Annotated in this window: 20 protein-coding genes; 9 read left to right on the top strand and 11 right to left on the bottom strand. The window is 56.9% G+C overall.

The window, feature by feature from the left end; genetic code table 11:
* Positions 1-16: 16 nt before the first annotated feature.
* Positions 17-907: an HTH-type transcriptional activator IlvY gene (gene ilvY, locus AC4OVS_RS22920; protein ID WP_199009129.1), complete on the bottom strand. Its 891-nt coding sequence runs from the start codon at positions 905-907 to the stop codon at positions 17-19.
* A 152-nt stretch (positions 908-1,059) separates the two neighbouring features.
* Between ilvY and ilvC the strand changes: the two genes are divergently transcribed.
* Complete coding sequence (gene ilvC / locus AC4OVS_RS22925; RefSeq protein WP_022649773.1) at positions 1,060-2,535, top strand: ketol-acid reductoisomerase; 1,476 nt, start codon at positions 1,060-1,062, stop codon at positions 2,533-2,535.
* Between the two features lie 36 nt (positions 2,536-2,571).
* Here the strand turns inward: ilvC and trmL are convergent, their stop codons facing one another.
* The 5 genes from trmL to lldP form a co-directional block, all read right to left on the bottom strand.
* Positions 2,572-3,045 carry a tRNA (uridine(34)/cytosine(34)/5-carboxymethylaminomethyluridine(34)-2'-O)-methyltransferase TrmL gene (gene trmL, locus AC4OVS_RS22930; RefSeq protein ID WP_022649772.1) on the bottom strand — a complete coding sequence of 158 codons (474 nt, stop codon included), beginning with the start codon at positions 3,043-3,045 and terminating at the stop codon, positions 2,572-2,574.
* Positions 3,046-3,091: 46 nt separating this feature from the next.
* Positions 3,092-4,432 carry an MFS transporter gene (locus tag AC4OVS_RS22935; RefSeq protein WP_491922738.1) on the bottom strand — a complete coding sequence of 447 codons (1,341 nt, stop codon included), beginning with the start codon at positions 4,430-4,432 and terminating at the stop codon, positions 3,092-3,094.
* Positions 4,433-4,611: 179 nt separating this feature from the next.
* A complete protein-coding gene (gene lldD, locus AC4OVS_RS22940) occupies positions 4,612-5,799 on the bottom strand; it encodes an FMN-dependent L-lactate dehydrogenase LldD (protein ID WP_022649770.1) in 1,188 nt (395 codons plus the stop codon).
* Positions 5,796-6,569: a transcriptional regulator LldR gene (gene lldR / locus AC4OVS_RS22945; protein WP_023298877.1), complete on the bottom strand. Its 774-nt coding sequence runs from the start codon at positions 6,567-6,569 to the stop codon at positions 5,796-5,798. The genes lldD and lldR overlap by 4 nt, the downstream gene beginning before the upstream one ends.
* Positions 6,566-8,221: an L-lactate permease gene (gene lldP, locus AC4OVS_RS22950; protein WP_003860175.1), complete on the bottom strand. Its 1,656-nt coding sequence runs from the start codon at positions 8,219-8,221 to the stop codon at positions 6,566-6,568. The genes lldR and lldP overlap by 4 nt, the downstream gene beginning before the upstream one ends.
* A 1,099-nt stretch (positions 8,222-9,320) precedes the next feature.
* On the opposite strand from lldP, the gene AC4OVS_RS22955 reads away from it, so the two are divergent.
* Genes AC4OVS_RS22955 through AC4OVS_RS22970 form a run of 4 tightly spaced genes read left to right on the top strand, consistent with a single transcriptional unit; the run spans position 9,321 to position 14,196 of the window.
* The gene (locus AC4OVS_RS22955; protein WP_032621994.1) at positions 9,321-9,902 is read left to right on the top strand and encodes a fimbrial protein; all 582 of its coding nucleotides are present in this window, start codon (positions 9,321-9,323) and stop codon (positions 9,900-9,902) included.
* 30 nt (positions 9,903-9,932) lie between these two features.
* The gene (locus AC4OVS_RS22960; protein ID WP_022649767.1) at positions 9,933-10,607 is read left to right on the top strand and encodes a fimbrial biogenesis chaperone; all 675 of its coding nucleotides are present in this window, start codon (positions 9,933-9,935) and stop codon (positions 10,605-10,607) included.
* 4 nt (positions 10,608-10,611) lie between these two features.
* A complete protein-coding gene (locus tag AC4OVS_RS22965; protein WP_491922770.1) occupies positions 10,612-13,092 on the top strand; it encodes a fimbria/pilus outer membrane usher protein in 2,481 nt (826 codons plus the stop codon).
* A gap of 9 nt (positions 13,093-13,101) precedes the next feature.
* The gene (locus AC4OVS_RS22970; RefSeq protein ID WP_199009121.1) at positions 13,102-14,196 is read left to right on the top strand and encodes a fimbrial protein; all 1,095 of its coding nucleotides are present in this window, start codon (positions 13,102-13,104) and stop codon (positions 14,194-14,196) included.
* 31 nt (positions 14,197-14,227) lie between these two features.
* Here the strand turns inward: AC4OVS_RS22970 and AC4OVS_RS22975 are convergent, their stop codons facing one another.
* The 4 genes from AC4OVS_RS22975 to AC4OVS_RS22990 form a co-directional block, all read right to left on the bottom strand.
* Entirely contained in the window at positions 14,228-14,590 is a 363-nt protein-coding gene (locus AC4OVS_RS22975; RefSeq protein ID WP_022649764.1) for a YibL family ribosome-associated protein, read from the bottom strand.
* Positions 14,591-14,648: 58 nt separating this feature from the next.
* Positions 14,649-15,239, bottom strand: a complete 591-nt coding sequence (gene mtlR / locus AC4OVS_RS22980; protein WP_023298873.1) for a mannitol operon repressor MtlR — start codon at positions 15,237-15,239, stop codon at positions 14,649-14,651.
* Positions 15,236-16,384 (bottom strand): mannitol-1-phosphate 5-dehydrogenase, encoded by a 1,149-nt coding sequence (gene mtlD, locus AC4OVS_RS22985; protein ID WP_491922739.1) that lies wholly within the window; start codon positions 16,382-16,384, stop codon positions 15,236-15,238. The genes mtlR and mtlD overlap by 4 nt, the downstream gene beginning before the upstream one ends.
* Before the next feature lie 102 nt (positions 16,385-16,486).
* A complete protein-coding gene (locus AC4OVS_RS22990; RefSeq protein WP_022649761.1) occupies positions 16,487-18,394 on the bottom strand; it encodes a PTS mannitol transporter subunit IICBA in 1,908 nt (635 codons plus the stop codon).
* A 436-nt stretch (positions 18,395-18,830) separates the two neighbouring features.
* On the opposite strand from AC4OVS_RS22990, the gene AC4OVS_RS22995 reads away from it, so the two are divergent.
* The 3 genes from AC4OVS_RS22995 (at position 18,831) to selB (ending at position 22,763) form a co-directional block, all read left to right on the top strand.
* Positions 18,831-19,439, top strand: a complete 609-nt coding sequence (locus AC4OVS_RS22995) for a glutathione S-transferase (protein ID WP_048966144.1) — start codon at positions 18,831-18,833, stop codon at positions 19,437-19,439.
* Positions 19,440-19,542: 103 nt separating this feature from the next.
* Positions 19,543-20,928, top strand: coding sequence for an L-seryl-tRNA(Sec) selenium transferase (selA, locus tag AC4OVS_RS23000; RefSeq protein WP_491922740.1), 1,386 nt, complete (start codon positions 19,543-19,545; stop codon positions 20,926-20,928).
* The gene (gene selB / locus AC4OVS_RS23005; protein ID WP_491922741.1) at positions 20,925-22,763 is read left to right on the top strand and encodes a selenocysteine-specific translation elongation factor; all 1,839 of its coding nucleotides are present in this window, start codon (positions 20,925-20,927) and stop codon (positions 22,761-22,763) included. The genes selA and selB overlap by 4 nt, the downstream gene beginning before the upstream one ends.
* 3 nt (positions 22,764-22,766) lie before the next feature.
* Here selB and AC4OVS_RS23010 read toward each other — a convergent pair whose 3' ends face one another.
* The gene (locus tag AC4OVS_RS23010; RefSeq protein WP_023298868.1) at positions 22,767-23,651 is read right to left on the bottom strand and encodes an ROK family protein; all 885 of its coding nucleotides are present in this window, start codon (positions 23,649-23,651) and stop codon (positions 22,767-22,769) included.
* Positions 23,652-23,817: 166 nt separating this feature from the next.
* Between AC4OVS_RS23010 and aldB the strand changes: the two genes are divergently transcribed.
* Positions 23,818-25,356 (top strand): aldehyde dehydrogenase AldB, encoded by a 1,539-nt coding sequence (gene aldB / locus AC4OVS_RS23015; RefSeq protein WP_491922742.1) that lies wholly within the window; start codon positions 23,818-23,820, stop codon positions 25,354-25,356.
* The last annotated feature ends 111 nt before the right edge of the window (positions 25,357-25,467 follow it).

The raw sequence follows: 25,467 nt of genomic DNA on the forward strand, positions 1-25,467 counted from the left end.
GCAGCGCCACCCGGCTTTAGTGGTTCGGCAATATCGTCCAGAACGCATCAATAAGCGGCTCATGCAGCCGCTTTTTTTGTGCGCACACGCCAAGCTCAAACGGCGTTTTCTCGTCGCTGCGCTCTAAAATCATCACGCGATTGCGCACCGGCTCCGGGCTGTTGTCCAGCACCACTTCCGGCAGCAGCGCCACGCCGCAGCCCAGCGCCACCATCGACACCATCGCCTCATGGCCGCTGACGGTGGCGTAAATCGACGGGTTGCTGATTTTCTGACGGCGGAACCACAGCTCTATGCGGCGACGCACCGGGCCCTGATCGGCCATGATAAACGGCACCGTCGACCAGTCCGGTTTCTCCACCGAGACCTGGTTGCGCACAGGGCAGGGCAGCGCCGGGGCAATCAGTACTACCGCCAGATTCTCCAGCATTGAGAACGCTACCGCGCCCGGCAGGGTTTCCGGCTTCCCGGCAATCGCGAGATCCGCTTCGCCCGTGACCACTTTTTCCATCGCGTCGGCGGCATCGCCGGTGGTGAGCTTAATTTCAACCGACGGATGTTCCGCGCGGAAGCGGTCGAGAATGGGGGGAAGATGGCTGTAGGCGGCGGTCACGGAGCAGAAAATATGCAGCTCGCCGGAAAGCGACGGCCCCTGCTGGTCGATGGTGTGCCGCAGCTGCTGGTACTGCAACAAGGTTTGCTGGGCAAAGATGCGCAGCTCTTCACCGGCTTCCGTGAGGGTGACGGTGCGGTTATCGCGCACGAACAGCGGCTGGCCGAGGTCTTCCTCAAGGCGCTGGATCTGGCGCGACAGCGTGGAAGGGCTGACGTGCATCGCCCGGGCGCTGCGGCCAAAGTGACGGCTTTCCGCCAGATGCAGGAACATTTTCAGATCGCGTAAATCCACCGATTCCACTCCCTCTTTTTACATTGCATAAATTGCAATGTGACGTTGTGAATATATCAATTTCCGCAATAAATTTCCTGTTGTAATGTGGGTACATTCTCGCTGAAACGCGAACCGAACAATAAGACACACAACATCACGAGGTATCACCCATGGCTAACTACTTTAATACACTGAACTTGCGCCAGCAGCTGGCGCAGCTGGGCAAATGCCGCTTCATGGCGCGCGATGAATTTGCCGATGGCGCGAGCTACCTTCAGGGTAAAAAAGTGGTCATTGTTGGCTGTGGCGCACAGGGTCTGAACCAGGGTCTGAACATGCGTGACTCCGGGCTGGATATCTCCTACGCCCTGCGCAAAGAAGCGATTGCCGAGAAGCGCGCTTCCTGGCGTAAAGCGACCGAAAACGGCTTCAAAGTAGGTACCTACGAAGAGCTGATCCCGCAGGCGGACCTGGTGGTTAACCTGACGCCAGACAAGCAGCACTCAGACGTTGTGCGTTCCGTACAGCCGCTGATGAAAGACGGCGCCGCGCTGGGTTACTCCCACGGCTTCAACATCGTTGAAGTGGGCGAGCAGATCCGTAAAGACATCACCGTAGTGATGGTGGCACCGAAGTGCCCGGGCACCGAAGTGCGCGAAGAGTACAAACGTGGTTTCGGCGTACCGACGCTGATCGCCGTTCACCCGGAAAACGATCCGAAAGGCGAAGGCATGGCGATTGCCAAAGCCTGGGCAGCGGCCACCGGCGGCCATCGTGCGGGCGTACTGGAATCTTCCTTCGTTGCGGAAGTGAAATCTGACCTGATGGGCGAGCAGACCATTCTGTGCGGCATGCTCCAGGCTGGCTCCCTGCTGTGCTTCGACAAGCTGGTGGAAGAGGGCACCGACCCGGCATACGCGGAAAAACTGATTCAGTTCGGCTGGGAAACCATCACCGAAGCGCTGAAGCAGGGCGGTATTACGCTGATGATGGACCGTCTGTCCAATCCGGCAAAACTGCGCGCGTTCGCACTCTCTGAACAGCTGAAAACCATCATGGCACCGCTGTTCCAGAAACACATGGACGACATCATCTCCGGCGAGTTCTCTTCCGGCATGATGGCGGACTGGGCGAATGACGATAAGAAACTGCTGACCTGGCGCGAAGAGACCGGTAAAACCGCGTTCGAAACGGCACCACAGTTCGAGGGTAAAATCAGCGAGCAGGAGTACTTCGATAAAGGCGTACTGATGATCGCGATGGTGAAAGCGGGCGTTGAGCTGGCGTTCGAAACCATGGTGGATTCCGGCATCATTGAAGAATCTGCGTACTACGAATCGCTGCACGAGCTGCCGCTGATCGCAAACACCATCGCCCGTAAGCGTCTGTATGAGATGAACGTGGTGATCTCCGATACCGCCGAGTACGGTAACTATCTGTTCTCTTACGCCTGCGTACCGCTGCTGAAAGAGTTCATGACTACCCTGCAAGCAGGCGATCTGGGTAAAGCGATTGCGGAAGGTGCGGTTGATAACGCGCAGCTGCGTGACGTAAACGAAGCGATTCGCAGCCACGAAATCGAGAAAGTGGGCCAGAAACTGCGTGGCTACATGACCGATATGAAACGTATCGCAGTAGCAGACTAAAAAGACAATCGGGTGGCGCAAGCCACCCGAACTGTTTTAGCTACGCAGTATCGCGCCGGGATAACCCAGCTGGCGCCACGCCTCATACACCACCACCGACACCGCATTCGACAGGTTCATGCTGCGGCTGTCCGGCATCATCGGAATACGAATTTTTTGCTCAGCGGGCAGGGCATCCAGAATGGTGGCCGGCAGGCCGCGGGTTTCCGGACCAAACATCAGATAATCCCCGTCCTGATAGCTTACGGCACTGTGCGCTGGCGTGCCTTTGGTGGTCAGGGCGAACATGCGCTGCGGCTTCTCTGCGTCCAGAAACGCGGCGTAATCGTGATGACGAACGACGGCAGTAAACTCATGGTAGTCCAGCCCCGCGCGGCGCAGACGTTTGTCGTCCCACGTAAAGCCCATCGGCTCAATGATGTGCAGACGAAAACCGGTGTTGGCGCACAGGCGGATGATATTGCCGGTATTGGGTGGGATTTCTGGTTCGAATAAGACGATGTTAAGCATGCTGCCCCCTTAATTGCGGGGGGCAGAATAGCAGAAAAGAGAGGGACTAGGCGACGCCCGGCTCCTGCGAGCGGCTATACTGCATTTTGTAGACGGTTGCCGCCGCGGCCACGAGAGCAGGCACGCTGAGGATCATCAAAATACTGTCCGCCTGCCACTGCAAGGAGAGAAGCTGGGCGCTGGTCATGGTGCCCGCCACGCCGCCGAAGCGGCCGATCCCCTGCATCCAGGCGATACCCGTCGCACGGCACTCGGTAGGGTAAAAGGTGGCGGCCAGGGTCTGCATCCCCGACTGCGCGCCGTTCATCGCGATCCCCATCAGGAAGATTAACCCGCCAAACAGGGCGATATGATTATGCTCAATGCCGAGTAAAAGAATCAGGCCCATCGTCAGCACGAAACCACACGCGACCACCTTGTGCGCTTCCCAGCGGTCCATCATCCAGCCCGCGAGCAGAATGCCAGCGGTGCCGCCGAAGGTGAACAGCGAGGTGAGCCAGGCGGATTCCGCCAGCGCATACCCCATCCCCTGCATCAGCGTTGGCATCCAGCTCAGCAGGACGTAATAAATCACCAGTCCCATAAAGTAGGTGACCCACAGCATCAGGGTGCCGGGCAGCCAGGGCATGGAAAACAGCTGCGACACGCTGCCTTTTTTCGACGCGACCTTCTCCTCCGCCAGGAAAAAGCCTGTGACGCTATCCAGCGTGCTGCGGGCGAACCGGCTGGCGATGCGGCGAACCTGCGCGACGTCTTTCCCGCGCTGCACCAGAAACTTCACCGACTCCGGCAACAGCAGCGCCAGCAGCACCGTTAAAATCAGCGGCGCAATCGCGCCGGTCAGCAGCACGCTTCGCCAGCCATGGTGAGGGATAAGCCAGGACGAGATCGCCCCGCCGCCCGCCGCACCCAGCGGAAAGCCGCAGTACATGGTGTTAATTGCCATGGCGCGGCAGCGCTGGGGGGCAAACTCTGAGATCAGCGTGATGGCGTTAGGCATCGCGGCGCCCAGCCCGAGACCGGTCAGAAATCGCCACAGCGTCAGGGTATTCAGACTTTGCGCCCAGGCCGTGCCCAGGCTCGCCAGGCCGAAGAACAGGCATGAAAAGACCAGTACGCGCTTGCGTCCCATACGGTCCGATACCGGACCTGCAATAAGAGCTCCCAGCGACAGCCCCAGTAGCGCCGCACTCAACACCGGCCCCAGATCCTGTTTATGTATTCCCCACTCCGCCGACAGCGTAGGCGCAATGTAACCCATCGCGGCGGTATCGAAACCATCGATCGCCAGCACCAGAAAGCCCAGCACAATAAGAAGCCAGTGAAACCCTGAAAAAGGACTCTCATCGATCACCTGCTGAATATCCACCCGACCTGAATACGTCATACGTTCCCCTCCGATGTGATGTTGTTTTTGTGTTCTTGTATTTGCTTGTCTATACAATTGCGGAGGGCGGATTGTGTCAAATTTTCTTATCCAAAATGTTACGCAGGTGTTATTTTCAACAAAAAAAGCGCCCGAGGGTAAAGCCGGGCGCGGAAGAAGGGGAGGCTAACCGGGGGAGATCAGGCCGCGTTTCCCTGAGAAAGGGGGGCCAGCGCCGCAGGCAGCTTACTGAGCTCCTGCACCAGAGAGTCTTTGCTGATTTCACCGATTGTTTTCGCACCGGTCAGGGTCATCGCCACCTTCATCTCTTTCTCGATCAGGTTCAGCAGATTCGCCACGCCCGCCTGGCCGCTGGTGGCCAGCGCGTACAGGTAAGCACGGCCCAGCAGCACACTGTCTGCGCCCAGGGCAATCATGCGCACCACGTCCAGCCCGTTACGGATGCCGCTGTCGGCCAGAATCGCAATATCGCCTTTCACCGCATCGGCAATGGCTGGCAGGGCGCGGGCGGAGGAGAGCACCCCGTCAAGCTGGCGGCCACCATGGTTAGAGACCACGATCCCATCGGCGCCAAAACGCACCGCGTCGCGGGCATCTTCCGGATCGAGGATCCCTTTGATCACCATCGGGCCGTCCCAGAATTCGCGGATCCACTCCAGGTCTTTCCAGGAGATGGATGGATCGAAGTTGTTCGCCAGCCAGCCGATGTAATCTTCCAGCCCGGTCGGTTTACCCAGGTAGGCCGAAATATTGCCCAGATCGTGCGGACGGCCATTCACGCCGACATCCCACGCCCACTGCGGGTGCGTCACCGCCTGCCAGTAGCGGCGCATCGCGGCGTTCGGACCGCTCATGCCGGAGTGCGCATCACGGTAGCGTGCGCCGGGCGTCGGCATATCGACGGTAAAGACCAGCGTTGAGCAGCCTGCCGCTTTGGCGCGCTCCAGCGCGTTACGCATAAAGCCGCGATCGCGCAGGACGTACAGCTGGAACCACATCGGGCGCTTGATGGTCGGCGCGACCTCTTCAATCGGGCAGACGGACACGGTGGAAAGGGTAAACGGAATGCCTTTGGCATCTGCTGCGGCGGCGGCCTGCACTTCACCCCGGCGGGCATACATGCCACATAAACCGACAGGTGCGAGCGCTACCGGCATGGAGAGCGTCTCGTTAAACAGCTTCGTCTCAAGGCTCAGGTCAGACATATTCTTCAGCACGCGCTGGCGCAGGGCCACTTCCGACAGGTCCTCCACGTTGCGGCGCAGGGTATATTCGGCGTACGCCCCGCCGTCAATGTAGTGGAACAGGAATGGCGGCAAAATGCGCTGTGCCGCGGCGCGATAGTCACTGGCTGCGGAAATAATCATGCTTTGTTCTCCCTGGAAATATCACTCTCGCCAGGCAGACGGGTAATACGCGCCTGTCGGGCCTGATCTTCATCGAATCGTTTAATGGTGGTATGCACGAAGCCGAGATGCGCCATCATCGCCTTGCGCGCGGCCTCGGCATCACCGGCCAGAATGGCGTTGAGCACCGCCTCGTGCTGTTCGGTCAGTTGGGCAAATACCGGCGGCACCAGATACATGCGCTGGCGGCTCTGCTTCACGGAGGATTGCAGCAGGTCGAAGAACCCGCGCATGGTTTGCAGCAGAACCACGTTGTGCGAGGCCTCGGCAATCGCGAGGTGAAAACGCACGTCCGCCTGGGAGGCGATGTCCGGATCGCTGCTTTGCGTGGCCTCAAAGCAGGCTTTGAGCTTCTCTTTGTCGGCCTCGGTTGCCCGCATCGCCGCATGCCACGCGGTGCTGGTTTCGATGGCGTGGCGCGCTTCGAGGATGTCAAAGCTGTAGTCCGGGTCGTTTTCCATCAGCGTCTTAAGCGGCTGCACGATGTTTTGTTCGGACCAGTCGTCATGCTGCCAGCGCACGAAGGTGCCGCCGCCTCGACGGCTCAGCAGCACCCCTTCGCTGACCAGCGTCGCCAGCGCCTCGCGCAGTGAATTGCGCGACACGCCAAGCTGGGCGGCAAGCTGACGCTCGGCGGGCAATCTCATGCCCGCTTCCAGCTGTTGTTCTTCTATCAGCGCCCGTACGCGAGTGGCAATCTCGTCGGACAGGCGTCTGGGCATCACTATCATGGAATCATCCAGGTTAAGACATAGGCCTGCAATGTGGTGATCACGCCCACCATGCAGGTAAATATCAGGCTGTGTTTAACGGTAAAGCGGAACAGATCCGACTCTTTGCCTACCAGCCCCACCGCGGCACAGGCAATGGCGATGGACTGCGGTGAGATCATCTTCCCGGTCACGCCGCCGGTGGTGTTCGCGGCGACGAGCAGCACGTCCGAGACGCCAATCTGCTGCGCGGCTGTGGCCTGTAGGGCGGCAAACAGGGCGTTAGATGACGTATCTGAACCGGTCAGGAACACCCCCAGCCAGCCGAGGAACGGCGAGAAGAAGGTAAACGCGTGGCCGGTATGCGCCAGCGCTAACGCCAGCGTCGACGACAGGCCGGAGTAGTTCGAAATAAACGCGAACGCCAGCACCATGCCGATGGAGTAAATCGGCAGCATCAGCTCTTTAATCGTCGCCGCAAAGGTCTGCACCGCGGCGGCAGGCTTCATGCGCAGCCACACTACGGAAAGGATAGCGGCAAACAGGATCGCCGTGCCGGTGGCTGAGAACCAGTCGAACTTAAACACTGCCGCATACGGCGTGGCGTCGTGTACCACCGGCGGCATACGAGCGACCATCTTGTCGAGGAACGGCACGGAGATATTAATCACCATGTCGTACAGCGCGCCGCCCGGGGCGAACAGGGCCTTAAACGGCGGAATGCTCCACAGCGTCACGGTGGCGGTCAGGAACAGGAACGGTGACCATGCGCGTACAATCTGTCCGGCGGTATAGCCGGTGCGCGCCAGCGTCTGATCCACGTGTGATGCGCCCATGTCAGCAAAGCGGAAGATACGTACCGGCTGCCAGCGTTTCAGGAACAGCGTCAGACAGACCAGCGACACCAGGGAAGAGATGATGTCCGGCAGTTCCGGGCCGAGGAAGTTGGAGCTGAGATACTGGGCAATGGCGAACGAACCGCCCGCTACCATCACCGCAGGCCAGGTCTCCTTCACGCCGCGCCAGCCGTCCATAATCGCCATGATCCAGAACAGCACGATAATGGTCAGGAACGGCAGCTGGCGGCCCACCATCTGGCCGATCTCGAAGCTGTCCAGCCCGGTCACCTGGCCCGCCACCAGAATAGGAATGCCCATCGCGCCAAACGCCACCGGGGCGGTATTCACAATCAGGCACAGGCCAGCGGCATACAGCGGGTTAAAGCCCAGACCGACCAGCAGGGCGGCGGTGATGGCCACCGGTGCGCCGAATCCTGCCGCCCCTTCCAGAAATGCTCCGAAGGAGAAGCCGACGATCAGCATCTGCAAACGCTGGTCCGGCGTGATGGAGAGAATCGACGAGCGAATAATGTCGAACTGCCCGGTTTTGACCGAGATTTTGTAGACAAAGACGGCGGCGATGATGATCCACGCAATCGGCCACAGGCCGTAGAAGAAGCCATAGACGACGGAGGCCAGCGCGCGATCGACCGGCATTTTGTAGAAAAACAGCGCCACAAGCAGGGCGATGGCAACGGTGTACGTTGCGGCAAGGTAGCCCTTCAGCTTGAGCTTAATCAGCGCAAAGAAGAAAAACAGTATCGGTAGCGATGCGATCAGGCTCGACAGCCAGATATTTCCGGCCGGATCGTAGTTTTGTTGCCAGAGGCTCATGCAGGTCTCCTGAGGACCACACAGGTGTTCGTCGGGTGAGTCTCTGCTCATCTCTGCGTCACACTTAGTGTAAAAGTGGTCCTTCCAATATTGTGATGTAGGGTTAATGACAACAAATGGTTAACCAAGTGTTGCTATTCAGCAATTGTTTTGTGAAGTGGAGCATCGAAATTGTGAACGATGGATAGCTTTGTACGTGATTGGTAGGACCAAACCCGCAAAATCAAATCACCGTGTGCGTTGGGAGCGGTGGTCAGGTGGAGAGCCTTACATTCGCCTTTTAAGCAGATACGGCGCGTAAAAGAGGTTATATAAAAAGGAGAGGTGATAATGTTTCGTGAATTTAATGAGGTTTGTTTGTTTTATTTGTGTTTTTGAGAAGCTGTATATGTGTGAGCAGAGTGATATATTTCCTATAAATAAAAATTTTTTTTGGTTAAAAATGCGAAATCTAAGCTGTAGCAAAAAATTTTAATTAAGGTAAATTTCACATATAGATTTTAACAGTGTATTACAAACGATCAATTGATGATCGATAAGGAAATATCCTGTTCAATTGCGGTTTTTCAGGATAAAGGGTAAGAATTTTGCGCTGAACAGACATTTTTTGGCTAATAATATTCTGAAATAAATTGATCAAACAATGATCAGTTAACTCTCTTGTAATTTAGTTGCGGTATTAAAAGCAGATTAATAATTATTATGGCAATCGAAACGGGTTAAATTTGTTAGTTGAGTGTTAATTTCTGAGTGTTTACAGACGCGGCATAGTGCTTTTCAATGCGTAGACGTTAAAAGGCATTTGATTTACTATTTATTCAGAAGCAACGTAACAGAAGATTTTAAATTTATTACTAACCACAACGTATTCAGTGTTATTTTCGGCCAGAAGTCATTCCTCAGTTGAAGGATATCTGTGTATGGCCTTCTGAAAATATACGGATTATCACCATGGGATGGACCCTGCTTTATTCTATAAGGTCGCGTCACCCATTCTGCTAAAAACCTTTCGGTGGCGTTTTTAAATCCTTATAGCGGTTATTGTACATGGTACAACAAGTCTATATCTGTTTAATTTACAGAGGGGAAAGTGTTCCAAATGAAAATCAAAAATGTGGCGCTGGCGATTGCCGCGGCGGGGCTGCTGTTATCTTCTCAATCAGTACTGGCAAGCAGTGATTCTGGCGTTAATGCTTCTCTGGATACCGGTGCGGGTTCGCAAAGTACGGGCGGGGTGATCAATTTTACCGGGAAGATTACCCTTATTTCCTGTGATATTACTCCGGCCTCTAAAAACAAAACGGTAGACCTTGGGGCGTGGGCAAAAAGCTACTTTGACGATCACAACGAAACGACGCCGCGCGAGTTCAAAATCAACGTGGAAAACTGCCCGGAGACGGTTGAATCGGTTGCGGTACTGTTTGACGGAACCAAAGATACGGTGAATGACACACTGCTTCAGGTTACGCCGGGTGAAGGTATGGCGACGGGTGTCGGCGTGAAGCTTTATAACAGCGATCGCAGCACCGCGATTAAACCGGGTACGGTATCTGAAACAACCGCACCGGATGATCAAGGCAATGCTGAATTAACTTTCTATGCCGCACTTGACAAAGATGGCACGGAAATCAACGCCGGCGATGTTAACGCCGTATCCAACTTCCTGATGGTTTATAACTGATTTCACTGTCAGCCACCTCCAGAGATAATAATGATGAAACGTTTATCGTATATTATGCTCACTGCATTAATGGTTAGTTCTGCGTCAGTTTCCGCTGGCGTTGTAATGGGGGGAACACGGATCGTATACCCGCAAAACAGCAAGGAGGTGGCATTTTCTGTTTCTAATATGGAAAGTGCGGTTCCCTATCTTATTCAGTCGTGGGTTGAAGGCGATGGGCCGGATAAAAATAACGCTGCGCCATTTATTGTCACACCACCTCTGTTCAGACTTGATCCGGAGCAGACCAACACGCTGCGTATTCAATATACCGGCGCTCCGCTGCCCACAGATCGTGAATCTGTATTCTGGCTCGATATTAAAGCGATAGCGCCAAAGCCAAAAGAGAGCAGCAACGAATTACAGGTAAACGTCAAATCGAAATTTAAAATATTCTACCGCCCGGACAACCTGAAAGGGGACGCCGCCACGGCCTGGCAGAAAATAACGTTTTCGCGAACGGGAAAAGGGCTTAAGGCCGCTAACCCGACGCCATACTACGTCTCTTTTTATCGTCTGACCGTTGGCGGGCATAAAATTGAGCAGCCGGGCATGATCGGTCCAGGGGAAACCCGGGAATGGCCTGTGTCCGCCTCCGGGGGCGTAAGCTGGTCGGCTATTAATGATTTTGGTGCCATCACCGCCACCCACACCCAGCCTCTTTAAGACCATGCCTTTTCGCCTGTTTCGTTACGCGCCGCTTTCGGTGTTGCTGCTTAGCTTCAGCCGCGCGGGGATGGCCGAGGATTACTTTGATCCCGCCGCGCTGGAGCTTTCCTCTACTGAACAGAAAACGGCGGATCTGCACTATTTCTCTGGAAAGGGCGGGCAGATGCCAGGCACCTGGCTCGTGACGCTGGAGATTAACGGCCGCGAGGAGCGGCATCAGGAGATCACCTTCGTCAATGAGAAAGGCAGCCTGCAACCCGTTTTTAGCGTATCGCTGCTGGAAGCGCTTGGCGTAAATGTAAGGGCCATTCCTGCATTCTCCCGGTTGCAGGAGGGAGAAACGTTCACGCACCTCGAGGATTTTATTCCGGCAGCGCGAACTTCTTATGATTTCAACCAGCAGCGTCTCTTTCTCAGCCTGCCGCAGGCGGCAATGAAACACCGCAGCCGTGGCTACGTGCCGCAGTCGCAGTGGGACGATGGTATCCCGGCGGCATTTACTGATTACAGTCTGTCGGGCGGTCAGGCCCGTCATCAGAGCGGGGTCACGACATCCAGCTATCTGAGCCTGCGTAACGGCATCAATCTGGGGGCGTGGCGGCTGCGTAACACCTCGGCCTGGAGCTACAGCGACGCGGGCGGCGACCATTTTCAGTCGCAAAGTAGCTGGCTGACCCGGGATATTCGCCGTCTTAACAGCCAGCTACGGATCGGCGATGCCTGGACCGCAGGCGACGTCTTCGATAGCGTGGCGTTTCGCGGGGTACAGCTCTCATCAAGCGAAAGCATGTTGCCCGACAGCCAGCGCGGCTTCGCACCAACCATCCGCGGCGTCGCACACAGCTTCGCTAAAGTCTCCGTTTCGCAAAATGGCTATGTGATCTATGAAACCTGGGTGGCCGCCGGGCCATTTATCATTAACGATCTGTTCCCGGGCGCACAAAGTGGCGATCTACAGGTTACGGTCACGGAAAGTGACGGCTCAACGCGCGTCTTTACCCAGCCCTATTCTGCGGTGCCGTTTATGCGACGCCAGGGCAGCCTGAAATACAGTCTCAATGCAGGACGATTTCACTCCGGCTCCGGTGATGCGCGTTCGCCCGAATTTGTTGAAGGCGCTTTCTTCTACGGTCTGCTCTCCAGGATGACGGTGTATGGCGGCTTTCGTACGGCGAGCAACTATCAGGCCGGTGCAATTGGCGTAGGCAGAGGGTTTGGCGCATTTGGCTCGCTGGGTATTGATGATACGCTGGCAAAAAGCCGTTTACCCGACGGCAAAAGCGCGATGGGGCAGGCGTGGCGCATTCAGTACCAGAAAGATTTCAGCGCTACCGGCACCGCCTTCAACCTGGCGAGCTATCGCTATGCCTCGCGCAATTACTACGAATTTAGTGAACTGAATCAGTCTGACAGCCAACAGCTGCAACTCAATAATCGCCGTAGCCGCTCGCAGGTCACTTTTTCACAGACGCTGGGTCAGTTCGGCAGCCTCAGCGTCTCGGCATGGATGCAGGATTACTGGCATACGTCCGGGCAGGATAAAACCATCCACATTGGCTGGTACACCAGCTGGCGGGGTATTTCCTGGGGCGCGGGGTATGACTACACCGACTCAGCGCTTGAGCAGCATCCCGATCGCACCGTGTCGTTTAACGTCAATGTTCCGCTTGGCAACTGGCTGCCGGGCAGTTCGGTCAGTTACTACGCCAACCACAACAATCGTGGGATGACCACGCAGCAGGTGTCACTCAACGGCAGCGCGCTGGCGAACCGCAACCTGAATTACAGCGTTCAGCAGAGTAAGACCAGTGAGGGAGAGGCCGACAGCACCAGTCTGGCGCTGCAATACAATGGTGGCTACGGCAACGTCAGCCTCGGTTATGACCACAGCCGAAACGGTAGCAACGCGAGTCTTGGACTCGCCGGAGGCGTTATCGCCACGCAGTATGGCGTCACGCTTAGCCAGCCGCTGGGCGATACCGTCGCCCTGCTGCGCGTGCCCGGCGCGGCGAACGTTGAGCCGGAGGGCTACAACGGGATCCATACCGACAGCCGCGGCTATGCGGTCATGCCAACGCTCTCGGCGTATCGCAAAAATACCGTCAGCCTTGATACGGCGACGCTGGGTGAGAACGTCGACATTGAGCAAAGCGGTCTGACGCTCATTCCCACCAGCGGCGCGGTGGTGCTGGCCAATTACACAACCCACATTGGTTATCGCGTTCTGTTTTCCCTGCGCTACCACGGCGAACCGTTGCCGTTTGGCGCGCAGGCTGAAGTGGTGGAGCAGAACCGCCATTCTGCAAACCGAAGCATGGTCGCTGACGGCGGTCAGGCCTACCTGAGTGGAGTACCAGAGCGCGGCACCCTGCGCGTCACCTGGTATGAAAACGGGGAGCAGCAGCAATGCCAGACACCTTTCAGACTGGGGAAAGCTCATATGGCCCCCGGTATCGCCACGCTGTCCGTTGAGTGCCATTAGAGGAATATCATGCGTCGTTTTATTCACTGGTTTTTCTATCTGAGCCTTCTTTCGCTTTTTGGCATGCTGAGTTTTCATGCCCATGCTCAGACTTCACCTTGCCGCACCACGCGCGATCAGTGGGTCGTTCAGGTGCCTTATGCCATTGGGTATGCGCCCGGCACGGCTGACTGGACGCCGATATCTGCGCCGATACAGTCTACCGGGGCAGATTTCTACAGCTGTGATGGCGGGAATGATGCCTGGCGTAGTATCGGCTTTGTCGACGTGGATAACCCCGTCGGCACCGTGGTGGGTGAAGACGGTGCGTCGCGGCACGTCTACAAAACCCAGATTGACGGCATCGGCTACGCGCTCGGGTTTCGCGAGCAGCAGTACTGCGGCGCCGATGTGATACGTTATATTGACGGCACAAGTCAGGTGAATGGCAATGAGTCCCGGCGCATTTGCGACGCATCGCAAAACCCCGCCTTTGCCAGCGCCTCAACGTACAAAATGCAGTTCTGGGTGGTGTTTTACAAAATCCCGACGACCAGCGCCATGCCTGACGATAACGCCAATTCCCAGGAGCAAAATGTCGGCTCGCTGATATTGCAGGCGGGAGAAAATCAAGCCAGCGCCACCAACGTGGCGACACCAGTACAGATTCATCTCGCCAGCTTCACCGTCAGGCGTACCAGCTGCTCAGTGGGCTCTCGCAGCATTCTTGTTCCCATGGGGAGCGTGAGCCAGCGTGAATTTCACGGCATCGGCTCCCGCGCCGGAGGCGGACGCTTCAGCATTCCGGTGACCTGTGAAAATAACACGGCGGTTAAGATGGGTTTCTTTGGCGATACCACGCCGGGCAACGATCGGGCGCTGGCGTTGACGAAGCAGGAGGATAGCGCCAGCGGTGTCGGGATCGAACTGCTTTACGGTGACAATACCGGTTCGGTTCAGGGGCAGGTGGTATCGTGGAACACCCCGCAGGTGTCAGCGCTTGGCCAGGTGGGGGATAACCAGACGCAGACCTTCTGGTTTGATGCGCATTACCTTCAGACGGAAGAGAACGTAACGGCGGGAAAAGCGGATGCGATGGCCACGTTTAACCTGATTTACAACTGAGTTTCCCCTGCGCAGCGGCAGGGGAGAGCGATCAGAACGCGGTCTTACTAAAACCCGTCATCTCTTTCAGGCCCATTTCGCGGCCAAGCTCAGTCATCGGGTGCACCACCACCAGGCCACGGACGCTTTTCTTCAGCTTGCCCATGTCGGCCTGCTCTTTTTTGGTGATCGCGCGGCGATGCGGCATGTTCATCAGCTTCTGCGCCTCTTTACTCAGCTTCTGGCCTTTCACATCGCGCAGGCGCTCAATTTCCGCCTCCAGCTTCACGGACTCTTTTTCCAGCTCGGCATATTTCTCGGCGGAATCAACAAGGGAGAGGCCAGCCATCTGATGGCGGATCAGATCCAGACGGTCGCTCAGGCGTTTAATTTCGTTCTTTTCGACTTCTTTCATGACAAATAACTCTGAAAACGGGGAATTTACAAGGAAGGATACACCAATGTGTGCGGGCTTACTTCTGAAACGCTTTTTTTAAGCTGATTTTAGAAATCAGCTCAGTCAGGGAAAGCACCATGGTGGAGCGGACAACTTGTTGATAACGCAGCTTTTGCATCATGTACAGCTCAGGGTCGCTGTCATCAAACTGAGGTGCGGGAGGGAGCGCGGCTACGCAGTGCAGTTCGCCGAAGGGCCCCAGGATCTCATCATCGGTGAAGGTGTACTCATTGCCGTCATGATTGAGCTCTTCGCGCAGCGCCATTAACAGCTCGGCGTCTTCATACTCCTGACGGTTGAGCACGCCAAGACCGTAAATCAGCTTCAGCCGTACCGATAAATCGCCCAGCGGTCCGTCTCCGTCCAGTAACGGTTCTACAGCATACTTTACCGCGTAGTCGTCTTTGCGAAACACCTGAAGCACCAGAATGTTCACCGCCTCGGTTAACAGCTCGACGGCGGCGATCAGGAAACTTCGTACGGTTTTGCCAGCATTCAGACGCTCAAGCACACGATTTTCAAAGGCCTGGGTTTGTTCCATTATTGCCTGCATATCTGACAATCTGTTATTCGGGCGCAGGCTAACCTGCGCCGGACTCTGCATCATTTGGTTGCGTTGTATGCGCTGACCGCCTCCGCAACCACGTCACTGTTGGCATCCAGACCGGAAATCTGCGCCAGCGCAGCCTGTGCGCCTTTGTCATCAATCAGCTGAGCCAGCTCAATCGCCTGCGGGTCCTGCTCGCTGCGGTAGTGCATCGCGGCAGCTATCCCTTTCACCAGGTTAGCGTGCGGCAGACCGTATTCCAGCGTGCCCAGCAGCGGTTTAATCAGGCGGTCGCCCGCGCTCAGTTTACGCAGCGGCTGACGACCCACGCGCTCAACGTCATCTTTCAGATACGGGTTTTCAAAACGACCGAGGATTTTCTGGATGTATGCTGCGTGTTTATCAGCATCAAAACCGTAGCGTTTGATCAGCACCGCGCCGCTCTCTTCCATTGCCCCTTTGACCACCGCACGGATGTTCTCATCGAGGATCGCGTCACGAATCGTCTGATGACCGGCCAATTTCCCGAGGTACGCGGTTATAGCATGCCCGGTGTTCAGCGTGAAGAGTTTACGTTCGACAAATGCCATCAGATTATCGGTTAATTCCATTCCCGGAATGGTCGGCAGCGCGCCTTTAAACTGAGTTTTATCAACGATCCATTCGCTGAAGGTTTCCACCGTCACTTCCAGCGGGTCGTTGGTGGCGGATTCTGATGGCGGAACGATGCGGTCAACGGCGGAATCCACAAAACCAACGTGCGCTTCAACCCAGGCTTTATCTTCCTCAGCCACAGCGGCCAGAACGTGGCCTTTCAGCTGCGTGGTGCCGCGCACCATGTTTTCACAGGCGATGATGTTCAGCGGCGTTTCAACGCCTTGTGCTTTACGCTTCGCCAGGCCTTTCGCGACCGCCGGGGCGATACGCTCAAGCACCACCGGACCCACGGCTGTGGTGACCAGATCAACGCTCGCGATGAGGTCAATCACGTCGTCGCCAATGCTGCTTACCGCGTTGACGCCAGAGACCGTTTCAACCTGTTCGTTTTCACCCACCACGTGAACCTGATAGCTATGACGGGCATTCAGGGCATCCAGAACCACCTGATTCACATCGGCGAATGTCAGGGTAATGCTCGCGTCTGCCAGCAGTTTACCGATAAAGCCACGACCGATATTACCTGCGCCAAAATGTAATGCTTTCATAGTGTTAACCTTCATCAATGTTTTTACCCGAGAGGGCTGGGGTGAGGAACGTTTTCCCCTCACCCTAGCCCTCTCCCCGGGGGGGAGAGGGAAGAGGCGCTGTTACTTGTTAAGCAGAGCCAGAACTTCTTCAACGCTGGTGGTATTGGCCAGACGCTCAATAACCGTTTCGTCATCCAGCGCGTTGGTCAGGCTGGTAATCACCTGGATATGCTCGTTATTGCGAGCGGCGATACCAATCACCAGACGGGCGATGTCGTCCTCTTCTTCACCGAAGCGCACGCCGTCAGGATACTGACAGAACACCACGCCGGTTTTCAGCACGCGGTCTTTGGCTTCAACCGTACCGTGCGGAACCGCGATGGATTCACCCAGGTAGGTTGGGGTCAGCTTTTCACGCTCCAGCATCGCCTCAACGTATTCCGGCTGAACGTAGCCGCCTTTCACCAGCTGCTCACCGGCGAAGCGAATGGCCTCTTCTTTATTGGTCGCCGTGCGGCCAAGGAAGATGTTTTCTGCGCCCAGTTTGAACAGATGCGCGTTGCTCTCGTCGAAGCTGTCTTGCAGGCTGGTGCGCACCTTCACTTCGTTATCTTCATGGCGCTGGGCCGCAACCAGACGTTCAGTCAGGCTGGTGTACAGGCCGCTGTCGAGGAAGTTGGTCAGGGAAATGTGCTGCGCCTGCGGCACCTGACGCATGGCGCGCTCGGTCAGATCGCGGTGCGTGATCACCAGGTCAACGTCCGGCGGCAGGTTGTTAATCGCGCTGTTGGTCACGGAGATGTTGGTCAGACCCGCATCCTGCACTTTCTTACGCAGCACGCCCGCACCCATTGCGCTGGAACCCATACCGGCATCACAGGCCACGATAATTTTACGCACGTGGCTCAGGTCGTTAGAGACATCACCCGCCGCCAGCGGCGTTGCGCCTTTGGATTCGGCTTTCATGTCATGCATACGACGGGTTGCCGCTTCGATATCGTCGTCTTCTTTCACCTTGCTGGTTTTCAGCAGGATAGCGGAGACCACGAAGGAGACGGCCATGGCCGCACAGATCGCCGCGATGTTCGCGAAGTAGGCGCCTTTCGGGGTCATCGCCAGCACCGCCAGAATGGAGCCTGGAGAAGCAGGAGACACCAGACCACCGCCCAGTACGCTCAGGGTGAACACGCCGGTCATACCGCCAAGGATAACGGCCAGGATCAGACGTGGGTTCATCAGCACATACGGGAAGTAAATTTCGTGAATACCGCCCAGGAAGTGAATGATCGCCGCGCCGCCAGCAGACTGTTTCGCGCTGCCGCGACCAAAGAACATGTACGCCAGCAGAACGCCCATACCCGGACCCGGGTTCGCTTCAATCAGGAAGAAGATGGACTTGCCGAGATCGTGTGACTGCTGGATACCCAGCGGTGAGAAGATACCGTGGTTGATGGCGTTGTTCAGGAACAGGATTTTCGCCGGTTCAACGAAGATAGACGCCAGCGGCAGCATGTCGTGCGCCACCATGAAGTTAACGCCCGCCGCCAGCAGCTTGGAGAGCACTTCAACCGCAGGGCCAATGCCGAGGAACGCCAGAATCGCGAGGATCATCCCGATGATGCCCGCGGAGAAGTTGTTCACCAGCATTTCGAAGCCGGATTTGATCTTGCCATCAACCCAGACGTCAAATTTCTTGATCGCCCAGCCGCCCAGAGGACCGGCAATCATCGCACCGAGGAACATCGGCATATCCGCACCGACAATCACCCCCATGGTTGTGATGGCACCCACGACACCACCACGGTCACCGCCCACCAGACGACCACCGGTATAACCGATGAGCAGCGGCAGCAGGTACGTAATCATTGGGCCAACAAGTTTCGCCAGCGTTTCGTTAGGCAACCACCCTGTCGGAATAAATAATGCGGTGATAATACCCCACGCGATAAACGCGCCGATATTTGGCATCACCATGTTGCTGAGGAAACGACCAAAGCTTTGCACTTTGATCTTGAAATCGGATGACATAAAACACCCCTTCTTATGTTTACGCTTAGGCTTGTGGCCCGAGGTTTATCGTTAATGTGCGGCGGCAGAGGTAGCCGGGCCCTGTTCTGATGCTGTGAAATCTGGCACTGAATCGTTCAACTGTCCAGACAGCGGAATTTTGTGTGATCTGAATCACATGAATGTAGGGGGTGAGGATATTAATGAAGTGATCGCGATCACATAATGGGTGTGTAAAAAAAATACATTGCTCAGAATTACGCCAAAATGAGGGCTATTTTGTGATTAATATCACAATGTTAAGTTGGCTGTTTGTTTCCAGATTGTGATTTGATTCACAAAATATTTTTATGCAGATTTCTCCCGTATCCCCTCACGGCAGGAATGCGATACGTACACCTGCCTTTTTTCACGGCTTGATCCATACTGACCTCTTTATGGGCATTAAGGATAAGCAATGAAACTCATCGGCAGTTATACCAGTCCTTTCGTGCGTAAGATTTCGATTCTCCTGCTGGAGAAAGGGATTGAATTTGAATTCGTAAATGAACAACCGTACCACGCAGAGAACGGCGTTGCGCAGTACAACCCGCTGGGGAAAGTCCCGGCGCTGGTAACGGACGAGGGCGACTACTGGTTTGATTCCCCGATCATTGCGGAGTACATCGAGCTGCTTGGCGTTGCGCCAGCCATGCTGCCGGCGGATCCAAAAGCAGCGCTGGCGATGAAGCAAATTGAAGCCCTGGCGGATGGCATTATGGATGCGGCATTAACGTCCGTACGCGAGCAGGCAAGGCCCGCCGCCCAGCAGTCAGAAAATGAGCTGCTGCGCCAGCGCGAAAAAATCAGCCGCAGCCTGGATATGTGCGAACAGCTGATCCGCGAGGGGAAAATTCAGAGCGATAGCCTGAATCTGGCGACGATCGCCATCGCCTGCGCCATTGGCTACCTTAATTTCCGCCGCGTCTCGCCGGGCTGGTGCGTGGATCGTCCGCTGCTGGTCAAACTGGCGGAGACGCTCTTCCAGCGCGAAAGTTTCGCCCGGACTGAACCACCAAAGGCTTGATGCGGGTTATAACACTTCCTGGCGGGAGGCGGTACAATCCCCCCACATGTTAACTCCCTCTCCCGTCGGGAGGGGGGAAGATATTTACTCGCCAGGCGCATTCATGACTACTCATCATTCCCTCTACAGCCAGATCCCCGCTACCGATCGTCTGCTTCGTGATCCGCGCATCACTGCGGTGCTGGAGCAGTTTGGCCATACTGCAACGGTCGACATGCTACGCCAGCTTCAGGACGATGCGCGTCGCCATATTCAGGCTGAAAACGCGCTACCCGGCTGGTGCGAGGCATGGGCGCAGGAAGTTGAATGGAGGCTGAGCAAGCACGCGCAAAGCGCGTTGCGCCCGGTTATTAACCTGACGGGCACGGTTCTGCACACCAATCTGGGCCGGGCACAGCAGGCAGAAGAAGCAATAGAGGCCGTCACCCGGGCCATGCGCTCGCCGGTGACGCTGGAGTACGATCTGGACGGCGCCGGGCGCGGGCATCGCGATCGCGCACTGGCGGATCTTCTCTGCCAGATCACCGGCGCGGAAGATGCCTGCATTGTGAATAACAACGCGGCGGCGGTGCTGTTAATGCTGGCGGCCACCGCGAGCGGAAAAGAGGTTGTCGTCTCTCGCGGCGAGCTGGTGGAGATCGGCGGGGCGTTTCGTATTCCGGATGTCATGCGCCAGGCGGGCTGCACGCTGCATGAAGTGGGCACAACCAACCGTACCCATGCAAAAGATTATCGCGCGGCGGTGAATGAAAACACCGCCCTGCTGATGAAAGTGCATACCAGCAATTACCACATTGAGGGGTTCACCAAAACGGTGGAAGAGGCCGAACTGGCCGCCATCGGGCGCGAGCTAAACGTGCCGGTGATTGCCGATCTCGGCAGCGGGTCGCTGGTGGATATGCGCCAGTACGGTCTGCCGAAAGAGCCAATGGTGCAGGAAATAGTTGCTGCGGGCGTAAGCCTGGTCAGTTTCTCCGGCGATAAACTGCTGGGCGGGCCGCAGGCGGGGATTATCGTCGGCAAGCGCGAGCTGATTGCGCAGCTACAGCAGCACCCACTGAAGCGTGCCCTGCGTGCCGATAAAATGACGCTGGCCGCGCTGGAAGCCACGCTGCGGCTCTATCTCCACCCGGAGAAACTGGCTGACCGCCTGCCCACGTTGCGTTTGCTGAGCCGTGATGAAGCCTCTGTTCGCGCGCGGGCGGAAGCGCTACTGCCGCAGGTTGCTCCTCATTACCCTGAGTTTGAAGTTCGTATCGAGCCTTGCCTGTCGCAAATTGGCAGCGGCTCGCTGCCCGTGGACAGGTTACCGAGCGAAGCGCTGACGTTCACCCCGCGCGACGGACGCGGAAGCCAGCTTGAGGCGCTGTCGGCGCGCTGGCGTGCATTACCGACGCCAGTGATTGGCCGGATCGGTGATGGTCGTATGTGGCTGGATTTACGCTGCCTGGAAGATGAAGGGCGGTTTCTGGAGATGATGTTGAAATGATTATTGCCACCGCCGGTCACGTTGACCACGGCAAAACCACGTTATTGCAGGCCATTACGGGCGTGAATGCCGATCGCCTGCCGGAAGAGAAAAAGCGCGGCATGACCATTGACCTGGGTTACGCCTACTGGCCACAGCCCGACGGTCGCGTGCTGGGCTTTATCGATGTGCCCGGCCACGAGAAGTTTCTTTCCAATATGCTCGCGGGCGTGGGCGGGATCGATCACGCTCTGCTGGTTGTCGCGTGCGATGACGGGGTGATGGCGCAAACGCGCGAGCATCTGGCGATCCTGCAACTGACGGGAAACCCGCGGTTGACCGTCGCCCTTACCAAAGCGGACCGTGTGGATGAGGCGCGTATCAACGAGGTGCGTGAAGAGGTACTGGCGGCGCTGAGTGAATATGGTTTTAAGGATGCCGCTCTGTTTGTCACCGTGGCGACAGAAGGCCGCGGTGTCGACGCTCTTCGCGACCATTTGCAGCAGATCCCGTCTCGTGAGCATGCCAGCCATCACCGCTTCCGTCTGGCGATCGACAGGGCGTTTACCGTGAAAGGGGCTGGGCTGGTGGTGACCGGTACCGCGCTGAGTGGCGAAGTTAACGTGGGCGATACCCTGTGGCTGACGGGCGTGAACAAACCGATGCGCGTGCGCGGGCTTCACGCGCAAAACCAGCCGGTGGAACAGGCCCATGCCGGGCAGCGTATCGCGCTGAATATTGCTGGTGATGCCGAAAAAGACCAGCTTAACCGCGGCGACTGGCTGCTGGCCGACGCGCCGCCGGAGCCTTCTGAACGGATTATCGTTTCTCTACAGACCCACACGCCGCTGACCCAGTGGCAGCCGCTGCATATCCATCACGCGGCCAGCCACATCACCGGACGCGTGTCGCTGCTGGAAAACGATCTCGCCGAACTGGTGTTCGACTCCCCGCTCTGGCTGGCGGATAACGACCGCCTGGTTCTGCGCGACATCTCCGCGCGCGAAACCCTGGCGGGCGCCCGCGTGGTGATGCTGAATCCGCCCCGTCGCGGCAAGCGTAAGCCCGAGTATTTAGCGTGGCTGGCCTCGCTGGCCCAGGCTCGTGACGACAAGTCTGCGTTAGATATCCACCTTGAGCGTGGTGCGGTGGATCTGGCTGCGTTCGCCTGGGCGCGCCAGCTCAGCGGTGAAGGATTGCGTCTTCTGACGCAGGAGCCGGGTTTTATTCAGGCTGGCAACAGCCTGCTGAACGCGCCGGTGGCGGCGCGCTGGCAGCGTAAAGTGTTGAGCACGCTGGCGACCTACCATGAACAGCATCAGGATGAGCCCGGTCCGGGCCGTGAACGTCTGCGGCGTATGGCGTTGCCCATGGAAGACGACGCGCTGGTGCTGTTGCTGATTGAAAACATGCGTGAAAGCGGCGTGATTGCAAGTCATCACGGCTGGCTACACCTGCCGGAACATAAGGCCGGTTTTACCGCTGAGCAGGACGCGGTCTGGCAAAAAGTGGCGGCGCTGTTTGGCGATGAACCCTGGTGGGTGCGCGATCTGGCGCGTGAAACCAATACCGATGAGCAGCTGATGCGTCAGGTACTGCGGCATGCGGCGCAGCAGGGCATGATTGTGGCGATCGTGAAAGATCGTTATTACCGCAACGATCGGATCGTGGCGTTTGCGAACCTGATCCGGGAGCTGGATCAGGCGCGCGGATCAACCTGCGCCGCAGACTTCCGCGATCGGCTGAACGTTGGACGCAAACTGGCGATTCAGATCCTGGAGTATTTCAACCGCATCGGGTTTACGCGTCGTCGTGGCAATGACCATGTGCTACGCGACGCGCAGTTATTTCCGTAAGCGTTAAGCGCTGCGCGCCTGCTTCTGCTTAGCCAGCCAGACCGCGCCCAGCCTTCCCGCCTGGTTACCCAGCTCGCAGGGAAGGATGGGCACCCGGAGCGCTTCCCACTCCTCGAATCGCTGTAAATATTTATCCAGCAGGAGATAGATTTTCTCCTGCTCACTAATGCCGCCGCCAATCAGCACCGCCTGCGGATCAAACATAGAGATCACGCTGTAAATACCGCGCGACAGACAATGCGCCCACGCTTCAATGGCCTCGCGCAGATGCACGTCGCTGTCCATGCGTTTAAACAGCTCCTCACCATCAGGCATCTCATCTTCCGACACGGCCAGCGCGCGGCGGCAGGCTTTCATCAGGCCACTGGCGGACGCCACTTCATGCATCGGTTCGCCCTCATTGCCTACGGGCAGCACGCCAAACTCACCCGCCCGGTAGTGCGACCCGCGGTAGAGATCGCCCTCCATGACGATACCGCCGCCGATGCCGGTGCCGATGGTGATGCAGACGAAATGCTCATAGTCCTTGCCCGCGCCCTGCCAGCGCTCGCCCAGCGCCGCGCAATTGGCATCGTTTTCGATTGTCACGGGGAGATCGGTCAGCTGTGCGAACAGTTCGCACAGGTTTTCGCCGTCAAGATAGTCCAGCGCCCCGGCTTTGGCCGCTTCGCCAGTATGGTGATTGATATGTCCTGGAAAACTCACGCCAATACTGGCGATCTCGTGCTCCTGGCAGTATTTATCCACTACCGCTTTCCACTTCTCTTTGAAGGTGCTTTCATCGTCCGGCGTATCATATTCATCGGATGTCAGTTCTTCGCCGTTTTCATTAATTACGCCGTGTTTGATGTGGGTTCCACCCACGTCAAAGCCGATAAATAGCTGCATTGCATCATTCCTCATGAGCCCTTGAGCTATTAAGTATGGCTGCGGCGGCAGAAACGAAACGTAAAGTACGGTAATCCGTGATGCGGCTCGTAAACCCGCTACCCGCTGGCGAGAAAATCACCAGCCGGAACTACCCTTGTTGTACAACAACAGCAAGGAGACGGTCATGACAAACAATCCTCCCTCATCGCGTATCCAGCCTGGCGAGTATGGTTTTCCCCTTAAGCTGAAGCCCCGCTATGACAACTTTATCGGCGGCGACTGGGTGGCGCCCGTCGACGGTGAATACTATTCCAACCTGACGCCCGTTACCGGCCAGCCGCTGTGTGAAATTGCCAGTTCGGGCAAACGGGATATCGATTTAGCGCTGGATGCGGCGCATAAGGCGAAAGATAAGTGGGGGCAAATGTCCGTTCAGGACAGAGCGGCCATTTTGTTCAAAATCGCCGATCGGATGGAGCAGAATCTGGAGCTGCTGGCGACCGCAGAAACGTGGGACAACGGCAAGCCGATCCGCGAAACCATGGCGGCGGACGTGCCGCTGGCGATCGACCATTTCCGCTATTTTGCGTCCTGCATTCGTGCCCAGGAGGGGGGAATAAGTGAAGTTGACAAAGATACCGTGGCGTATCACTTCCACGAGCCGCTCGGCGTGGTGGGGCAAATTATTCCGTGGAACTTCCCGCTGCTGATGGCGAGCTGGAAAATGGCGCCCGCGCTGGCGGCGGGTAACTGCGTTGTGCTGAAACCTGCACGCTTAACGCCGCTTTCGGTACTGCTGCTGATGGAGGTAATTGGCGACCTGTTGCCGCCGGGGGTCATTAACGTGGTCAACGGGGCCGGGGGAGAGATCGGCGAATATCTGGCTACTTCAAAGCGTATCGCCAAAGTGGCGTTTACCGGCTCAACGGAAGTGGGTCAGCAGATTATGCAGTACGCGACCCAGAACATCATTCCGGTCACCCTGGAGTTGGGCGGGAAATCGCCGAACATCTTCTTTGCCGACGTGATGGATGAAGAGGATGCCTTCTTCGACAAAGCGCTGGAAGGGTTTGCGCTGTTTGCGTTTAACCAGGGCGAAGTCTGCACCTGTCCGAGCCGCGCGCTGGTGCAGGAATCCATTTATGAGCGCTTTATGGAGCGGGCGATCCGGCGCGTGGAGTCGATTCGCAGCGGTAATCCGCTGGATAACGTTACCCAGATGGGGGCGCAGGTATCGTATGGCCAGCTGGAAACCATCCTCAACTATATTGATATCGGTAAAAAAGAGGGGGCCGATGTGTTGACCGGCGGTCGTCGTAAGGTGCTGGGCGGCGATTTGCAGGAGGGCTACTACCTTGAGCCGACTATCCTGTTCGGTAAGAACAACATGCGCGTTTTTCAGGAGGAAATTTTTGGACCGGTGCTGGCCGTCACCACGTTTAAAACCATGGACGAGGCGCTGGAGCTCGCTAACGACACGCAGTATGGCCTGGGGGCGGGCGTCTGGAGCCGTAACGGTAACCTTGCCTATAAAATGGGCCGCGGCATTCAGGCCGGACGCGTATGGACAAACTGCTATCACGCCTATCCGGCTCATGCGGCGTTTGGCGGCTACAAACAGTCGGGCATCGGGCGCGAAACCCATAAAATGATGCTGGAGCACTACCAGCAAACGAAATGTCTGTTAGTCAGCTACTCCGATAAACCGCTGGGGCTGTTTTAATCTCCCGGGCGGCCTGAGCCGGGTTAAAGCCGGGTGGCGGCTTCGCCTTACCCGGCCTACTTTTTACTCCCTCTCCCGTGGGAGAGGGCTGGAGTGAGGGCAACAGGCCGC

The sequence above is a fragment of the Enterobacter sp. 4974935 genome (assembly GCF_058661735.1).

Bases quoted from the DNA above. Each gene is read 5' to 3' on its own strand.
- AC4OVS_RS23010 (WP_023298868.1), bottom strand. From the start codon at position 23,651: ATGCAGCTATTTATCGGCTTTGACGTGGGTGGAACCCACATCAAACAC.
- lldD (WP_022649770.1), bottom strand. From the start codon at position 5,799: ATGATTATTTCCGCAGCCAGTGACTATCGCGCCGCGGCACAGCGCATT.
- AC4OVS_RS22935 (WP_491922738.1), bottom strand. From the start codon at position 4,432: ATGACGTATTCAGGTCGGGTGGATATTCAGCAGGTGATCGATGAGAGT.
- AC4OVS_RS22995 (WP_048966144.1), top strand. From the start codon at position 18,831: ATGAAACTCATCGGCAGTTATACCAGTCCTTTCGTGCGTAAGATTTCG.
- lldP (WP_003860175.1), bottom strand. From the start codon at position 8,221: ATGAGCCTCTGGCAACAAAACTACGATCCGGCCGGAAATATCTGGCTG.
- AC4OVS_RS22970 (WP_199009121.1), top strand. From the start codon at position 13,102: ATGCGTCGTTTTATTCACTGGTTTTTCTATCTGAGCCTTCTTTCGCTT.
- AC4OVS_RS22975 (WP_022649764.1), bottom strand. From the start codon at position 14,590: ATGAAAGAAGTCGAAAAGAACGAAATTAAACGCCTGAGCGACCGTCTG.
- ilvC (WP_022649773.1), top strand. From the start codon at position 1,060: ATGGCTAACTACTTTAATACACTGAACTTGCGCCAGCAGCTGGCGCAG.
- selB (WP_491922741.1), top strand. From the start codon at position 20,925: ATGATTATTGCCACCGCCGGTCACGTTGACCACGGCAAAACCACGTTA.
- trmL (WP_022649772.1), bottom strand. From the start codon at position 3,045: ATGCTTAACATCGTCTTATTCGAACCAGAAATCCCACCCAATACCGGC.
- AC4OVS_RS22960 (WP_022649767.1), top strand. From the start codon at position 9,933: ATGATGAAACGTTTATCGTATATTATGCTCACTGCATTAATGGTTAGT.
- AC4OVS_RS22955 (WP_032621994.1), top strand. From the start codon at position 9,321: ATGAAAATCAAAAATGTGGCGCTGGCGATTGCCGCGGCGGGGCTGCTG.
- AC4OVS_RS22965 (WP_491922770.1), top strand. From the start codon at position 10,612: ATGCCTTTTCGCCTGTTTCGTTACGCGCCGCTTTCGGTGTTGCTGCTT.
- aldB (WP_491922742.1), top strand. From the start codon at position 23,818: ATGACAAACAATCCTCCCTCATCGCGTATCCAGCCTGGCGAGTATGGT.
- lldR (WP_023298877.1), bottom strand. From the start codon at position 6,569: ATGATAGTGATGCCCAGACGCCTGTCCGACGAGATTGCCACTCGCGTA.
- mtlD (WP_491922739.1), bottom strand. From the start codon at position 16,384: ATGAAAGCATTACATTTTGGCGCAGGTAATATCGGTCGTGGCTTTATC.
- selA (WP_491922740.1), top strand. From the start codon at position 19,543: ATGACTACTCATCATTCCCTCTACAGCCAGATCCCCGCTACCGATCGT.
- mtlR (WP_023298873.1), bottom strand. From the start codon at position 15,239: ATGATGCAGAGTCCGGCGCAGGTTAGCCTGCGCCCGAATAACAGATTG.
- AC4OVS_RS22990 (WP_022649761.1), bottom strand. From the start codon at position 18,394: ATGTCATCCGATTTCAAGATCAAAGTGCAAAGCTTTGGTCGTTTCCTC.